The organism is Saccharothrix sp. CB00851, from assembly GCF_001905065.1.
GTDB lineage: Bacteria > Actinomycetota > Actinomycetes > Mycobacteriales > Pseudonocardiaceae > Actinosynnema.
Genome location: NZ_LWLC01000001.1, coordinates 397,840 through 411,579 on the forward strand (window position 1 = coordinate 397,840; position 13,740 = coordinate 411,579).

16 protein-coding genes and 1 tRNA gene are annotated in these 13,740 nt (G+C 69.0%); 4 read left to right on the forward strand and 13 right to left on the reverse strand.

What is annotated here, in order from left to right; genetic code table 11:
• The 8 genes from A6A25_RS01850 to rplJ all read right to left on the reverse strand — a co-directional run bounded on the left by A6A25_RS01850 (position 1) and on the right by rplJ (position 7,451).
• Positions 1-1,029 (reverse strand): MCE family protein, encoded by a 1,029-nt coding sequence (locus A6A25_RS01850; protein ID WP_073885934.1) that lies wholly within the window; start codon positions 1,027-1,029, stop codon positions 1-3.
• Entirely contained in the window at positions 1,026-2,054 is a 1,029-nt protein-coding gene (locus A6A25_RS01855; protein WP_073885935.1) for an MCE family protein, read from the reverse strand. The genes A6A25_RS01850 and A6A25_RS01855 overlap by 4 nt, the downstream gene beginning before the upstream one ends.
• Positions 2,051-3,379 (reverse strand): MCE family protein, encoded by a 1,329-nt coding sequence (locus tag A6A25_RS01860; protein WP_073885936.1) that lies wholly within the window; start codon positions 3,377-3,379, stop codon positions 2,051-2,053. The genes A6A25_RS01855 and A6A25_RS01860 overlap by 4 nt, the downstream gene beginning before the upstream one ends.
• 34 nt (positions 3,380-3,413) lie before the next feature.
• The gene (locus A6A25_RS01865; protein WP_073885937.1) at positions 3,414-4,253 is read right to left on the reverse strand and encodes an MlaE family ABC transporter permease; all 840 of its coding nucleotides are present in this window, start codon (positions 4,251-4,253) and stop codon (positions 3,414-3,416) included.
• A 1-nt stretch (position 4,254) separates the two neighbouring features.
• Positions 4,255-4,986 carry an MlaE family ABC transporter permease gene (locus A6A25_RS01870; protein ID WP_241828487.1) on the reverse strand — a complete coding sequence of 244 codons (732 nt, stop codon included), beginning with the start codon at positions 4,984-4,986 and terminating at the stop codon, positions 4,255-4,257.
• A gap of 50 nt (positions 4,987-5,036) precedes the next feature.
• On the reverse strand, positions 5,037-6,110 hold the full coding sequence (locus tag A6A25_RS01875; RefSeq protein WP_073885939.1) for an ABC transporter ATP-binding protein: 1,074 nt from the start codon (positions 6,108-6,110) through the stop codon (positions 5,037-5,039).
• Positions 6,111-6,440: 330 nt separating this feature from the next.
• Positions 6,441-6,830 carry a 50S ribosomal protein L7/L12 gene (rplL, locus tag A6A25_RS01880; protein ID WP_073885940.1) on the reverse strand — a complete coding sequence of 130 codons (390 nt, stop codon included), beginning with the start codon at positions 6,828-6,830 and terminating at the stop codon, positions 6,441-6,443.
• Positions 6,831-6,893: 63 nt separating this feature from the next.
• Complete coding sequence (rplJ, locus tag A6A25_RS01885) at positions 6,894-7,451, reverse strand: 50S ribosomal protein L10 (protein ID WP_073885941.1); 558 nt, start codon at positions 7,449-7,451, stop codon at positions 6,894-6,896.
• Positions 7,452-7,711: 260 nt separating this feature from the next.
• Between rplJ and A6A25_RS01890 the strand changes: the two genes are divergently transcribed.
• Positions 7,712-8,449 carry a hypothetical protein gene (locus tag A6A25_RS01890; protein WP_073885942.1) on the forward strand — a complete coding sequence of 246 codons (738 nt, stop codon included), beginning with the start codon at positions 7,712-7,714 and terminating at the stop codon, positions 8,447-8,449.
• Between the two features lie 60 nt (positions 8,450-8,509).
• Here the strand turns inward: A6A25_RS01890 and rplA are convergent, their stop codons facing one another.
• The 5 genes from rplA to A6A25_RS01915 all read right to left on the reverse strand — a co-directional run bounded on the left by rplA (position 8,510) and on the right by A6A25_RS01915 (position 11,240).
• Positions 8,510-9,226, reverse strand: coding sequence for a 50S ribosomal protein L1 (gene rplA / locus A6A25_RS01895; protein ID WP_073885943.1), 717 nt, complete (start codon positions 9,224-9,226; stop codon positions 8,510-8,512).
• Positions 9,227-9,302: 76 nt separating this feature from the next.
• Positions 9,303-9,737 carry a 50S ribosomal protein L11 gene (gene rplK, locus A6A25_RS01900; protein WP_073885944.1) on the reverse strand — a complete coding sequence of 145 codons (435 nt, stop codon included), beginning with the start codon at positions 9,735-9,737 and terminating at the stop codon, positions 9,303-9,305.
• 99 nt (positions 9,738-9,836) lie between these two features.
• On the reverse strand, positions 9,837-10,667 hold the full coding sequence (gene nusG, locus A6A25_RS01905) for a transcription termination/antitermination protein NusG (protein ID WP_073885945.1): 831 nt from the start codon (positions 10,665-10,667) through the stop codon (positions 9,837-9,839).
• Between the two features lie 64 nt (positions 10,668-10,731).
• Positions 10,732-11,136: a preprotein translocase subunit SecE gene (secE, locus tag A6A25_RS01910; protein WP_073885946.1), complete on the reverse strand. Its 405-nt coding sequence runs from the start codon at positions 11,134-11,136 to the stop codon at positions 10,732-10,734.
• Positions 11,137-11,167: 31 nt separating this feature from the next.
• A tRNA-Trp gene (locus A6A25_RS01915) sits at positions 11,168-11,240 on the reverse strand.
• A 188-nt stretch (positions 11,241-11,428) separates the two neighbouring features.
• Here A6A25_RS01915 and A6A25_RS01920 point away from each other — a divergent pair.
• The 3 genes from A6A25_RS01920 (at position 11,429) to A6A25_RS01930 (ending at position 13,738) form a co-directional block, all read left to right on the forward strand.
• On the forward strand, positions 11,429-12,670 hold the full coding sequence (locus tag A6A25_RS01920) for a pyridoxal phosphate-dependent aminotransferase (RefSeq protein WP_073885947.1): 1,242 nt from the start codon (positions 11,429-11,431) through the stop codon (positions 12,668-12,670).
• Positions 12,671-12,807: 137 nt separating this feature from the next.
• Positions 12,808-13,257: an MmpS family transport accessory protein gene (locus A6A25_RS01925; protein WP_073885948.1), complete on the forward strand. Its 450-nt coding sequence runs from the start codon at positions 12,808-12,810 to the stop codon at positions 13,255-13,257.
• A gap of 91 nt (positions 13,258-13,348) precedes the next feature.
• Positions 13,349-13,738, forward strand: a complete 390-nt coding sequence (locus A6A25_RS01930) for a hypothetical protein (protein ID WP_073885949.1) — start codon at positions 13,349-13,351, stop codon at positions 13,736-13,738.
• The last annotated feature ends 2 nt before the right edge of the window (positions 13,739-13,740 follow it).

Sequence of the window (13,740 nt, forward strand, 5' to 3'; positions counted from 1 at the left end):
TCAGTTCCCCCTCTGCACGCCGGGAGGGAGGCAGCCCTCTTCGTTGAAGCCGACCACGCCGAGGTTCACCGACGGCGGCAGCAGGCCGCAGATGTAGGTGTCGAACCAGCGGCCGTTGCCCAGGGTGTTGGCGAACACCCGGAAGAACGGGCCCATCAGCGACAGGCTGCGGTCGAGCGAGTCCTGGTTGCGCTGCAGCATCGTGGCGACCCGGTCCAGCTGCTCCAGCGCGGGCCGCAGCTGCGCGGAGTTGTCGGCGGCCAGGCCCGACAGCTCCTTGGACAGTTCACGGGTGCCGCGCAGCAGCGCCCCGATCGCGTCCCGTCGCTTGCGCAGCTCCTCCAGCAGCAGGTTGCCGTCCGCGAGCAGCTTTTCGAACTGCTCGTTGCGGTCGGACAGGGTCTTGGTGATCTCGTTGGTGTTGGCCAGCAGCTGCGCCAGCTGCTCGTCGCGCGACGAGATCGTCTTCGACAGCGCCGACAGGCCGTCCAACGCGCCGCGCACGCTCTCCGCGGAGCCCTGGAACGTCTCCGAGAGCACCTGGAAGCTGTCCGCGAGCTGCTGGGTGTCGATCGCGCCGACCGTGGACGCCAGGCCGTTGAACGCCTCCTGCACGTCGTACGGCGACAGCGTGCGCTCGCGCGGGATCGGCACGCCCGCGTCCAGCGGCTCGGAGCCCTGCGGGTCCAGCGCCAGGAACTTCTGCCCGAGCAGGGTCTTGATCCGGATCACCGCGGTCGTGCGGTCGCCCACCCAGGCGTCCTTGACCCGGAACGACACCTTCACCTTGTCGCCGTCCAGCTCGACCTTGGTCACCTTGCCGACCTTCACCCCGGCCACCCGCACCTCGTTCGACGGGATCAGGCCCGCCGCCTCGGTGAACTCGGCCGAGTACGTGGTGCCACCGCCGATGATCGGCAGGTCGTCGGAGTAGAACGCGGCGAGCAGCAGCAGGGCGATCACGGTGAGGCTCACCGCGCCGACGGTCACCGGGTTGCGCTGCCTGCTCCGGTTCTGGGAAGCGTTCATCGGCGGCACCTCGGCTGCGTGACCGGCAGAGCCGTGATCGGGATCGGGTCGTTGATGATCGGCGGCACGGCCACCTGGCCGGTGCCCTCGCACAGGAAGAAGTTGAACCAGGACCCGTAGGACGCGGTCCGCGACATCGCCTCGATCTTGCCCGGCAGGTTCCGGATGACGCCCTCCACGATCGCCTCGTGGTCGGCCAGCGTCTGCGACACCAGGCCGAGGTTGGCGATGTCGTCCTTCAGCGGCTGCCGCGACTGGTTGAGCAAATCGGCGGTGGTGTTGGTCAGCTCACCCATGGCGCTGATCGCGTCACCGATCGGCTCCCGGTCGCCCGCCAGGCCCGTTGTCAGCTCCTGCAACGTGGTGACCAGCGTGGACACCTGATCGGTGCGCGAGTTCACGGTGTCCAGCACGGCGTTGAGGTTGGTGATCACCTCGCCGATCACCTGGTCGCGGCTCGCCAGCGTGGACGTCAACGACGCGGTGTGGCGCAGCAGGCTGTCGATCGTGCCGCCCTCGCCCTGCAGCACCTGGATGATCTCGTTGGACAGCTTGTTCACGTCGTCCGGGTTCAGCGCCTGGAACAGCGGCTTGAAGCCGTTGAACAGCACGGTCAGGTCGAGCGCCGGCTTGGTGCGCTCCAGCGGGATCACGTCGCCGGGCTTGAGCGGGGACGCGTCGCCCACGCCGTGCTCCAGCGCGATGTACCGCTGGCCGACGAGGTTGCGGTACTTGATCGTCGCGGTGACCGACGCGGGCAGCGTGCGGTCGCCCTCCAGCGAGAACTCCACCTCCGCCAGCCGCCGGTCGACCACCCGGATCTCGTCGACCTGGCCGACCCGGACGCCCGCGATGCGGATGTCGTCGCCCTCGTTGAGCGCGGTCACGTCGGTGAACCGGGCGGTGTAGCCGGTGGCGCCGTTGAAGTTGACGTTCGAGATGGTCACCGCGAGCAGCGCGGTCGCCAGGATCGTGATCGCGGCGAACACGGACAGCTTGACCAGCGGCGCGGCCAGCGACCTCATGCCGTCACCTCCGCTCCCCGGTACAGGGGGCCGAGCAGCAGCGCGGTGAAGCTCGGCATCTCGGCCTTCTCCATGCCGAACTGCGGTGCGAGCAGCGCGGCCAGGAAGTCCTGCTCCTCGGGCGAGTTCGCCAGCGACGGCACGCCGGTGAAGGAAGACACGACCGTGCCGTCGTCCCGGATCGTGCCCGCGTTCGGCGGCAGCACGCCGTCGGCGGCCACCCGGGCGGGCGGCGGTGACGTCGAGCCGTCCTTGACCGGGCCCTCCGGCGGGTACTGGGGGAACGGGTCCGGCCGCGGCACGATGTCGTAGCAGCGCGGGCCGCGCTTGTCGGCGTACTCCGGGTCGTCCTTGCCCGGCTCGTACTTGCCGCGGTTGGCGGTGATCTCCAGCGTGATGTGCAGGCCGGGCTCGTCGGTGCCCTTGCCGAACACCTCGTCCATGATCGGCTTGAACTCGGCGAGGCCCTTGAGCAGGCACGGGTACTCGGGCGAGTACTTCGCCAGCAGGTCCAGCGTCGGCCTGCTGACGTCGGCGAGCTGGATCAGGTTGTTCTTGTTCACCGCGAGGAAGCCGTGCAGGTCCAGCGACGTGGTGGTCAGCGTGCCGTACATGGCCAGCAGGTTGTCCCGCTGCTCGACCAGCGTGCGGCTGGTGACCGTGGCGTCCGACAGGGCCTGCACCAGGTCGGGCGCGGCGTCGGCGTAGACGTGGGAGACGTCGGCGAGGCGGCTGATGCCGTCCTTGAGCTTGGGCAGCTGCGGGTTGAACTCGCCCAGGTAGGCGTCGAGCTGCACCAGCGTCTCGCCCAGCGGCTTGCCCCGGTTCTCCAGCGCCTGCGACATCGCGGTCAGCGTGGTGGCCAGCTTCTCCGGCTGCACGGCCTGCAGCACCGGCATCAGGTCGTCGAGCACGCGTTCCAGCTCGATGGCGCTGCTGGAGCGGTCCTGCTCGATGACGGCGCCCTCGCGCAGCGGTGCCTGCCGTTCGGCGGGCAGCACCAGGTTCACGTACCGCTCGCCGAACAGGGTCTTCGGCAGCAGGCGCGCGGAGACGTTGGCCGGGATGTGCTCGACCTGCTCGGGGTCCAGCGCCAGGTCCAGCTCGGCGCCGTCGCCCGAGGTCCGGATGCCCTTGACCTGGCCGACGATCATGCCGCGGACCTTGACGTCGGAGTCGATCAGCAGCTGGTTGCCGACCCGGTCGGTCTTCAGCGTCACCTTCACGACCTCGGTGAACGCGTCGTTGTACAGCGCCACGGTGAAGGACAGGAAGAGGGCGATGACCGCGATGAACGCGACGCCCAGGAGTCGCCGCCTCAGCATGTCGCCGCCTCCGCTGAGAAGAACACGTCGGCGGTCATCCCGCGATCCTCACCGTCGTCGTCGTGCCCCAGATGGCCATGCTCAGGAAGAAGTCCAGCAGGCTCGTCGTGACGATCGCGGTGCGGACCGCGCGGCCCACGGCGACACCCACGCCCGCCGGGCCGCCGCTGGCGCGGTAGCCGTAGTAGCAGTGCGTCAGGATGATCACCACGGCGAAGACGAGCACCTTGCCGAACGACCAGAGCACGTCCACCGGTGGTAGGAACAGGTTGAAGTAGTGGTCGTAGGTACCCGCCGACTGCCCGTAGAACTCCACCGTGATGAGCCTGGCCGCCAGGTACGAGGTGAGCAGGCCGATCACGTACAGCGGGATGATCGCGATGAAGCCCGCGATGATCCGCGTGGTGACCAGGTACGGCAGGCTGGGGATGCCCATGACCTCCAGCGCGTCGATCTCCTCGGAGATCCGCATCGCGCCCAGCTGCGCGGTGAAGCCGGAGCCCACGGTCGCGCTCAGCGCCAGGCCCGCGACCAGTGGCGCGATCTCACGGGTGTTGAAGTACGCGGACACGAAGCCCGCGAACGCCGACGTGCCGATCTGGTTGAGCGCGGTGAAGCCCTGCAGGCCGACGACCGTGCCGGTGAACACCGACAGGCCCACCATCACGCCGATCGTGCCGCCGATGACGGCCAGCGCGCCCGACCCGAAGCTCACCTCGGCCAGCAGCCGCAGCGTCTCGCGCAGGTAGCGGGTCAGCGTGCGCGGGATCCAGCAGATCGCCCGGATGTAGAACCACAGCTGGTCACCGAAGGTGTCCAGCATCGCCAGCGGCGCGTTCGCCGCCTTGCGGAACCGGTCGGTGCTCGTGGCCATCTCAGCTCCCCTTCGCCGGGACGACCTGGAGGTAGATCGTGGTGAGCACGAAGTTCACGAAGAACAGCAGCAGGAACGTGATGACCACGGCCTGGTTGACCGCGTCGCCGACGCCCTTCGGCCCGCCCGCCGGGTTCAGGCCCCGGTAGGCGGCCACGATGCCCGCGATGAACCCGAAGATCAGCGCCTTGATCTCGGAGATCCACAGGTCCGGCAGCTGCGCCAGGGCGCTGAAGCTCGCCAGGTACGCGCCGGGCGTGCCGTCCTGCAGGATCACGTTGAAGAAGTAGCCGCCCATCACGCCGACCACGCTGACCATGCCGTTGAGCAGGACGCTGACCAGCATCGCGGCCAGCACCCGCGGCACGACCAGGCGCTGGATCGGCGAGACGCCCAGCACCTCCATGGCGTCGATCTCCTCGCGGATCTTGCGCGAGCCGAGGTCCGCGCAGATCGCCGAGCCGCCCGCACCCGCGATGAGCAGGGCCGTCACGATCGGGCTGGCCTGCTGGATGATCGCCAGCACGCTCGCCGCGCCGGTGAACGACTGCGCGCCGATCTGCCTGGTCAGCGACCCGATCTGGAGCGCGATGACCGCGCCGAACGGGATCGACACCAGTGCCGTCGGCAGCACCGTCACGCTCACCACGAACCAGCACTGTTGGATGAACTCCCGCAGCTGGAACGGGCGGCGGAACGTGTTGCGCGCGACGTCGATGCCGAGCGCGAACATCCGCCCCGTTTCGCGCAGCGCGCCGACGCCGGGGAACGTCGCCGGTGAGCTCACAGCACGCCCCCCTGCCGGGGCCACGGGCTCGGCGTGATCGGACCGGTCCGGTCACCGGCGTCGGCCATCACCCGGTAGTGGTGGCGCTCCTCGGGCGTGAGGCTGGCGATGATGCCCTGCTGCGCCTCGGGCGGCAGCGTGTGCAGGATGCTCATCACGCGGTCCTTGCGCCTGCGCACCGCGCCCCGCGGCGGCAGGCCGGGCGTCGGCTCCAACTGCGGCACGACGCCGCGCACGTCCTCGTCCGGCGGGCCGTCGGCGTGGCCCGCCTCGCGGTGCGCCAGCTCGGCGGCCATCGTCGCCTGGTCCTTCTCCTCCGACATGCCGATCGGGCCGATGCGGCGGCCGTTGAGGAACTGCTCGACCACCGGTTCGTCGCTGGTCAGCAACACCTCGCGCGGGCCGAACATGACCAGTTCGCGGCGGAACAGCATGCCCAGGTTGTCCGGGACCGTGCGGGCCACGGTGATGTTGTGCGTGACGATCAGGATCGTCGCGTCGATCTGCGCGTTCAGGTCGATCAGCAGCTGGCTCAGGTAGGCCGTGCGGACCGGGTCGAGGCCGGAGTCCGGCTCGTCGCAGAGGATGATCTCGGGGTCGAGCACCAGCGCACGGGCCAGGCCGGCGCGCTTGCGCATGCCGCCGGAGATCTCGCCGGGGAGCTTGCGCTCCGCGCCGACGAGGCCGACCATCTCCATCTTCTCCAGCACGATCCGCCGGACCTCGGCCTCGGTCTTGCGGGTGTGCTCGCGCAGCGGGAAGGCGACGTTGTCGAAGAGGTTCATCGAGCCGAACAGCGCGCCGTCCTGGAAGAGGACGCCGAACAGCTTGCGGATCTCGTAGAGCTTGTGCTCGGAGCAGCGGACCAGGTCCGTGCCGTTGATGACGATCTTGCCGTGCTCCGGTTTGAGCAGCCCGACCAGGGATTTCAGGAAGACGGACTTGCCCGTGCCCGAGGGTCCGAGCATCACGCTGACCTCGCCGGGAGGGAGGGTGAGCGTGACGTCCCGCCAGATGGTCTGCTTGCCGAAGGACTTGGTCAGGCCCTCGACGACCACCTCGACGCCCATCGCACCTCCAGGTCAGTGGCAGCAACGCCAGACACCGGACAGGCCGGTGTCATACCGGTGCAACGAGGCCGCCCCGACGTGGTTACTCACCAGTTGGGTTAATGCGGTCTCAGCTGGGTAACGGTGTTGGATTGCGCCGCCTCCGGCGTCGCGGGCTCGGGCGCCTGGAAGTCGGTCGTTCGCGCCCTGATTTCCGACGATCGAAAAGCGTGATCGCCGGAAATGAGGACACGAACGACCGACGCGCCCTCGCGGGGTGGCCGACCCGGGACAGCACGAAGGCGGACACCCGGATCGGGTGCCCGCCTTCGCGGCAGCGACAGCGCTAGATCACTTGAGCGAGATCTTGGCGCCCGCAGCCTCGAGCTTCTCCTTGGCGGCGTCGGCGACGTCCTTCGCCACGTTCTCCAGCAGCGGCTTCGGAGCGGACTCGACCAGCTCCTTGGCCTCCTTCAGGCCCAGGCCCGAGACGACCTCGCGGACGACCTTGATGACCTGGATCTTCTTGTCGCCGGCGCCCTCGAGGACGACGGTGAACTCGTCCTTCTCCTCGACCTCGGCAGCGCCACCGGCGGCGGGGCCGGCAGCGGCGGCAACGGCGACCGGAGCGGCGGCGGTGACCTCGAAGGTCTCCTCGAAGTCCTTCACGAACTTCGACAGCTCCAGGAGGGTCATCTCCTTGAACGCGTCGAGCAGCTCGTCGGTGCTGAGCTTCGCCATGATGGCGGTCCTTTCTCTTTCAACGCCCGAACTGCGGCCGGGACGCGGAGTGTCTGGGTGTGATCAGCTTTCGGCCGGAGCGTCGGCCTCGGCGGCGGCAGGCGCCTCCGCGGCCTTCTTCTCCTGGAGGGCAGCAGCCAGGCGAGCGACCTGGGAAGCGGGGGCCTGGAACAGACCCGCAGCCTTGGCCAGGTTGCCCTTCATCGCGCCCGCCAGCTTGGCGAGCAGCACCTCACGGGTCTCGAGGTCCGCGATGGCGGTGACCTCTTCGACCGAGAGGGGGCGGCCGTCCATGTAGCCGCCCTTGATGACCAGGGCCTTGTTGTCCTTCGCGAAGTCACGCAGGGCCTTCGCCGCGTCGACCGGCTCGCCTTCGACGAAGGCGATGGCGGTCGGACCGACGAGCAGGGCCTCGAGGCCCTCGACGCCCGCGTCCTCAGCGGCACGCTTGACCAGCGTGTTCTTCGCAACGGTGTACGTGGTGCCCGCGCCGAGAGCGCGACGCAGCGTGGTGAGCTGCGCCATGGAGAGGCCACGGTACTCGGTCACGACAGCGGCCGAGCTTCCACGGAACTTGTCCGTGAGCTCGGCGACGGCCGAAACCTTGCTGGGCTTCGCCATGATCGCCTCCTCTCTGGGCTGGTGACGCGCCGGTCGAGCCGAGAGGTCCGCGAAAAGCAAAAACGCCCCTGCGCAGCAGCACGGGGCGTGACGGGCGTGCGAGCACGCTCGATTCTTCCTCGTTCTCCTGCGCGGGCCGCCCGCTTCGCGGGACCTTCGTCCCCCGTCACGTGGACAGGGATGACCAGCGGTCTTTGGTGAACCGTCGACAACACTAGCAGGGGCACTGACGGTGACCCAAATCGGTCATGATGTGACGCGTGACCGAAGAGCCGCCGCGGAACCCGCCGCCACCGGACATCGACCCGGAACAGCTCCGGCAGTTCCAGGAGTTCCAACGGTTCCAGGAGTTCCAGCGCTTCCAGCAGGCCCAGGGCAACACCACGCCACCGGCCCTGCCGCCCGGCGCCGGCCCACCACCCGGCCTCCCGCCGGCCTACCCGCCACCGGCCACCCCACCGCGCAAGCCGCTGTGGAAGATCCTGCTGCGCAGCAAGCTGTTCCGGCGCCTGGTCTACGTGGTGGTCGCACTGCTCGTCGCGACGTACTTCTACGACCAGTACTTCGGCGGCGACGACCCCGGCGACGTGGCGGTCGACAGCGGCGGCGACAAGGGCAACATCATCGCGCCGACGACGCCGTACGGACTGCAGGGCACCGTGGCGCTGTTCTACAAGCACGTCATGACCGACGACGACGGCCGCGCCTGCGTTCTGTTCTCCGAAGAGGCCGCGAAGAAGGCGTTCGCCGAGGCGTTCGGCCGGCCCGACTGCGCCTCAGCCATCCACGCACTCCACGCGCAGGTCACGAGGGAGGTCGATTACCGGCAGATCGGGTTCCCGCCCGGCATGAGCGGCACCCCGACCACCGACCGCGTGGAGGTCAGTTCCTGCGCCCTCACCGTGAAGGGCGGTCCGCGGCTCGGGAAGTTCGTGCTGTCGGTCCAGGCCAACAAGACCTGGGTCATCACCGGCTACGAGGCCGAGACCTGCTCCTGACGAAGAAGCGCCCCTCGGCGGGAGGCCGAGGGGCGCTTCGGTCGTGCGGACGAGCCGTGGTCAGACGGTGACCTCGTCGGACAGCAGGTTGCGCGTCCGGTTCGGGTCGACCGGGATGCCCGGGCCCATCGTGGTCGAGACGGTGATCTTCTTCAGGTACCGGCCCTTGGCCGCGGACGGCTTGGCGCGCAGGATCTCGTCCAGCGCGGCGGCGTAGTTCTCGACCAGCTTCTCCGGGTCGAACGACACCTTGCCGATCACGAGGTGCAGGTTGGCCTGCTTGTCCACGCGGAAGTTGATCTTACCGCCCTTGATGTCCGAGACGGCCTTGGTGACGTCGGGCGTCACGGTGCCGGTCTTCGGGTTCGGCATCAGGCCGCGCGGGCCGAGGATGCGGGCGATGCGACCGACCTTCGCCATCTGGTCGGGCGTGGCGATCGCGGCGTCGAAGTCGAGCCAGCCACCCTGGATGCGCTCGATCAGGTCCTCGGAGCCGACCGCGTCGGCACCGGCGGCCTCGGCCTCGGCGGCCTTGTCACCGGTGGCGAAGACGATCACGCGGGCGGTCTTGCCCGTACCGTGCGGCAGGTTCACGGTGCCGCGGACCATCTGGTCGGCCTTGCGGGGGTCGACGCCGAGCCGGATGGCGACCTCGACGGTCGCGTCCAGCTTCACCTTGGAGGTCTCCTTGGCGAGCTTGGCTGCCTCCAGCGGCGAGTAGAGCCGCTCCCGGTCAACCAGCTCAGCAGCGTTCTTGTACGCCTTGCTGCGCTTCATGCTTCTGTCCTTAAAGTGGATCAGTTGTGGTGACGAGCCAGCGCGCGGCTCTCCCACGACTACGAAAGAGAAAAGGTCAGCCTTCGACGGTGATGCCCATGGAGCGGGCGGTGCCGGCGATGATCTTCGCCGCCTGGTCCACGTCGTTGGCGTTGAGGTCGACCATCTTGGACTGCGCGATCTCGCGCACCTGGTCCATGGTCACCTTGGCGACCTTGACGCGGTGCGGCTCGCCCGAGCCCTTCTCCACACCGGCGGCCTTGAGCAGCAGCTTCGCGGCCGGCGGGGTCTTGAGCTTGAAGTCGAACGAGCGGTCTTCGTACACGGAGATCTCGACCGGCACCACGGTGCCGCGCTGCGACTCGGTCGCGGCGTTGTACTGCTTGCAGAACTCCATGATGTTGACGCCGTGCTGACCCAGCGCGGGACCAACGGGCGGCGCGGGGTTCGCGGCCCCGGCCTTGATCTGCAGCTTGATGATCGCTGCGAGCTTCTTCTTCTTGGGTGGCATCTCGGTTCCTCTATTGCGGTGTCCGCGCGCGGCCCTGCCAGCCGCAGCGTGGCTGCCGGCCACCCCTGCACGGGGCAGCCGGAGATCGTGTTGTCCTGGCTAGATCTTCGAGACCTGGCTGAACGACAGCTCGACCGGGGTCTCGCGACCGAAGATCGACACCAGGACCTTCAGCTTCTGGCCGTCCGCGTTGACCTCGCTGATGGTCGCGGGCAGCGTGGCGAACGGACCGTCCATGACGGTGACCGACTCGCCGACCTCGAAGTCCACCTCGACGGTCGACTTCGCGGGCGCCGCGGCGCTCTTCTTGCCGGCGGCGGGCTTCTGCTCGACCTGGGGCAGCAGGAACTTCAGCACCTCGTCGATGGTCAGCGGCGACGGCTTGGACGTCGCGCCGACGAAACCCGTCACGCCCGGCGTGTTGCGCACCGCGCTCCACGACGCGTCGTTGAGCTCCATCCGGACCAGGATGTAGCCGGGCAGCACCTTGCGCTGCACCTGCTTGCGCTGGCCGTTCTTGATCTCGGTGACTTCCTCGGTCGGCACCTCGACCTGGAAGATGTAGTCCTCCATGTCGAGCGTCTGGATGCGCGTCTCGAGGTTGGTCTTGACCTTGTTCTCGTAGCCCGCGTACGAGTGCACGACGTACCAGTCGCCGGGCGCGCGCCGCAGTGCGTCGCGCATCTCCTCGGCGGGGTCGACGGGCTCGGCGTCGATGTCCACGACGGCGGCGGCCTCGACGTCACCGCCGGATTCGACGTCACCGCCCGACTCGACATCGCCGCCGGACTCGGCCTCGACGGGGGCGGACTCCTCGGTGTCCTCCGACGCCTCCGCCTGCTCGACGTCCTCGACGCCACCGTCGAAGTCCTGCTCGTCGGTCAGGTCGTTCAGCTCCTGGGCGTCAACGCCGCCGTTCTCGGAGGTCACTGTGGGTCTCGCTTCCTCTCATGCATCACATGTCCGCCGCCACCCGGGGCGGCAGGTGATCGGCTCAGCCGAACACCCTGAACATGCCCCAGGCGAAGGCCGTATCCAGGCCGAACACCAACGCCACCATGAAGGCCACGAAGACCAACACGACTCCGGTGTAGGTGATCATCTGCTTGCGGGTCGGCCAGATGACCTTCCGCAGCTCGCTGACCACCTCGCGGATGTACCGGACGATGCGGGCGAAGAAACCGACCCGCTTCTCCGAGTCCGCCCGCGAGCGCGTGGGACGACCCTTCTTGGTCTCCTCGGCGTCGGAGTCGGCCTCGGCCGCCTTCTTCGCCTCCGCGGAGTCCTTGCGGCCCGCCGGACGCGCGGAACCACGGCGCTCGCGCCGCGCTGCGGCGGTAACCGGCCGGGACGCGCCCTCGCGCTCTTCCGGCTGGTCCTGCTCGCGGCCCTCGCTCATGCCGTCCTCCGCTCACCATCGCGCTTCGACGCAGGGGCGACAGGACTTGAACCTGCAACCTGCGGTTTTGGAGACCGCTGCTCTGCCAGTTGAGCTACACCCCTTTGGGAAACCGTGGACCGGAATCCCCTGGCTGGAGACGCCCCGCACCCTCCTCACGTGGCCCGTGAGGCAGCGACTGGACGTTCCAAGACCGGAAGCATACGGCACCAGGTACCCCTCCTTCCAACTGGCCCGGTCAGAGGGGGTGCCGGCCGCCAAGTCGGTTGTGCGATCTGCCACGATTGGCGGCATGGGCACGCCTGAGACGACCACCGGGACCAGTACCTCCGAGCACCCGCGGATCTCCAAGCGGATCGGCGGCATCGCCGAGTCCGCCACCCTCGCGGTCGACGCGAAGGCGAAGGCGCTCAAGGCCGCGGGCCGACCGGTGATCGGCTTCGGTGCGGGCGAACCGGACTTCCCGACCCCCGAGGCCATCGTCGCCGCAGCTCAGGCGGCCTGCGCGGACCCGAAGAACCACCGCTACACGCCCGCCGCGGGCCTGCCCGAACTGCGGGAAGCCGTAGCCGCGAAGACCAAGCGCGACTCGGGCTACGAGGTCACCGCCGCGCAGGTGCTGATCACCAACGGCGGCAAGCAGGCCGTCTACCAGGCGTTCGCCACCGTCGTGGACCCGGGCGACGAGGTGCTGCTCCCGGCGCCGTACTGGACCACCTACCCCGAGGCGATCACGCTGGCGGGCGGCGTCCCGGTGCAGGTCACGGCCGACGAGTCGACCGACTACCTGGTGACGGTGGAGCAGCTGGAGGCGGCGCGCACCCCGAAGACGAAGGTGCTGCTGCTGTGCTCGCCGTCCAACCCGACCGGCTCGGTCTACTCCCGCGAGCAGATCACCGCGATCGGCGAGTGGGCGCTGGAGCACGGCCTGTGGGTGATCACCGACGAGATCTACGAGCACCTGGTGTACGACGGCGCCGAGTCGGTGTCGCTGCCGGTGGCCGTGCCCGCGATGGCGGACCGCACGATCGTGCTCAACGGCGTGGCCAAGACCTACGCGATGACGGGCTGGCGGGTCGGCTGGCTGATCGGGCCCACCGACGTGGTGAAGGCCGCCGCGAACCTGCAGTCCCACCTGACCTCGAACGTGGCCAACGTGTCGCAGCGGGCCGCGCTGGAGGCCGTGTCCGGGCCGCTGGACGCGGCGCACGAGATGCGCGAGGCGTTCGACCGCCGTCGGCGCACCATCGTGGACCTGCTGTCCGCGATCCCCGGTGTCGAGTGCCCGACCCCGAAGGGCGCGTTCTACGTGTACCCGTCGGTCAAGGCGTTGATCGGCAAGGAGCTGCGCGGCGCGACGATCACCGACACGGTGCGGCTCGCGGCGCTGATCCTGGAGCACGCCGAGGTGGCCGTGGTGCCCGGTGAGGCGTTCGGCACGCCCGGCTACCTGCGGCTTTCGTACGCGTTGGGTGACGACGACCTGAAGACCGGCGTGACCCGGATGGCCGAGCTGCTGGCCGAGGTGAAGTAGCACTTCGACTAGCACACAGTTTCGACGCTCCGTCACGAAAGGCACCTCCGATCGGGGGTGCCTTTCGTCGTCTCGGGACTCAGGCTTCTCACAGCGGGTAACTGTGATGTGTACCACGCTGACGGAGTGGAGGAGCCATGCCGGACCCGAAGCGGGACGCCCGGGGCACCGCCGGTGCCGTGCTCGGGATGCTGGTCACGGTGGCCGCGTGCGTCGCGGTCGTCGGCTTCGTCGCGTGGTTGCTGCTGGTCGACCGGACTGCCTCCGAAGTCGAGAACGCGCTCGACGACCTCCAGGCCGACCAGGGCCTGGTGCTGGTCTACGAGGTGACCGGCGACGCGGCGGCGACCGTCCGCTACTCCACGTCCGCCGGTGTCGAGGAGGAGGTGGCCGCCCTGCCGTGGACCAAGGAGTTCACCGTGATGGGCGCGTTCCGCGGCGGGACGCTCGACGTCACGGCCGGCCCGGACGGCGGAACGGTCACCTGCCGGGTCACCGTGGACGGCGTGGAGAAGCGGACCGCGACCGCGTCCGGGCCCAACGCGGTCGCCGCGTGCTCGGACTTCGACGCCGAGACCTCACCCTAGGTAACTCTTTTGGGTGGTCACTGTAACCGACGGTAGAACTAGGCCGATGGTCCATTCAGACCAGCCGATCTTCACCCGAGGAGCGCAGCGCATGACGGAGCCCGACCTGCCCGAGCGGCCGGCCCGCAAGTGGCTCGTGATCGGAGCCTCGGCGGCGCTCGTGGTGGGCGCGCTCGCGTTGGTGCTGTGGACCACGGCGCCGGAGCCGCCGGTCCGGGTCGTCTACGAGGTCACCGGCACCGCACCGCGGGTCACCGTCACCTACTCGACCTTCCAGGGCGACCAGACGCGCAGGGAGGAGCTGACCGACCTGCCCTGGCGGCTGGAGCTGCTGGCCACCGGCGAGCCCGAGCACGGCGTGCTGACCGTCACGATCGGGCCCGGCGGCGGTGCGGTGGCGTGTGAGGTGCGGGTGGCCGACGTCGAGCGGCGTTCGGCCACCGCCAAGGGCCCGCACACCAGCGCGCTGTGCGGCTTCTAGGG

Excerpts from the sequence above, each read along its gene's own strand:
- A6A25_RS01850 (WP_073885934.1), bottom strand. The coding sequence starts at position 1,029 with ATGAACGCTTCCCAGAACCGGAGCAGGCAGCGCAACCCGGTGACCGTC.
- A6A25_RS01855 (WP_073885935.1), bottom strand. The coding sequence starts at position 2,054 with ATGAGGTCGCTGGCCGCGCCGCTGGTCAAGCTGTCCGTGTTCGCCGCG.
- A6A25_RS01860 (WP_073885936.1), bottom strand. The coding sequence starts at position 3,379 with ATGCTGAGGCGGCGACTCCTGGGCGTCGCGTTCATCGCGGTCATCGCC.
- A6A25_RS01865 (WP_073885937.1), bottom strand. The coding sequence starts at position 4,253 with ATGGCCACGAGCACCGACCGGTTCCGCAAGGCGGCGAACGCGCCGCTG.
- A6A25_RS01870 (WP_241828487.1), bottom strand. The coding sequence starts at position 4,986 with ATGTTCGCGCTCGGCATCGACGTCGCGCGCAACACGTTCCGCCGCCCG.
- A6A25_RS01875 (WP_073885939.1), bottom strand. The coding sequence starts at position 6,110 with ATGGGCGTCGAGGTGGTCGTCGAGGGCCTGACCAAGTCCTTCGGCAAG.
- rplL (WP_073885940.1), bottom strand. The coding sequence starts at position 6,830 with ATGGCGAAGCTCAGCACCGACGAGCTGCTCGACGCGTTCAAGGAGATG.
- rplJ (WP_073885941.1), bottom strand. The coding sequence starts at position 7,451 with ATGGCGAAGCCCAGCAAGGTTTCGGCCGTCGCCGAGCTCACGGACAAG.
- rplA (WP_073885943.1), bottom strand. The coding sequence starts at position 9,226 with ATGAAGCGCAGCAAGGCGTACAAGAACGCTGCTGAGCTGGTTGACCGG.
- rplK (WP_073885944.1), bottom strand. The coding sequence starts at position 9,737 with ATGCCACCCAAGAAGAAGAAGCTCGCAGCGATCATCAAGCTGCAGATC.
- secE (WP_073885946.1), bottom strand. The coding sequence starts at position 11,136 with ATGAGCGAGGGCCGCGAGCAGGACCAGCCGGAAGAGCGCGAGGGCGCG.
- A6A25_RS01920 (WP_073885947.1), top strand. The coding sequence starts at position 11,429 with ATGGGCACGCCTGAGACGACCACCGGGACCAGTACCTCCGAGCACCCG.
- A6A25_RS01925 (WP_073885948.1), top strand. The coding sequence starts at position 12,808 with ATGCCGGACCCGAAGCGGGACGCCCGGGGCACCGCCGGTGCCGTGCTC.
- A6A25_RS01930 (WP_073885949.1), top strand. The coding sequence starts at position 13,349 with ATGACGGAGCCCGACCTGCCCGAGCGGCCGGCCCGCAAGTGGCTCGTG.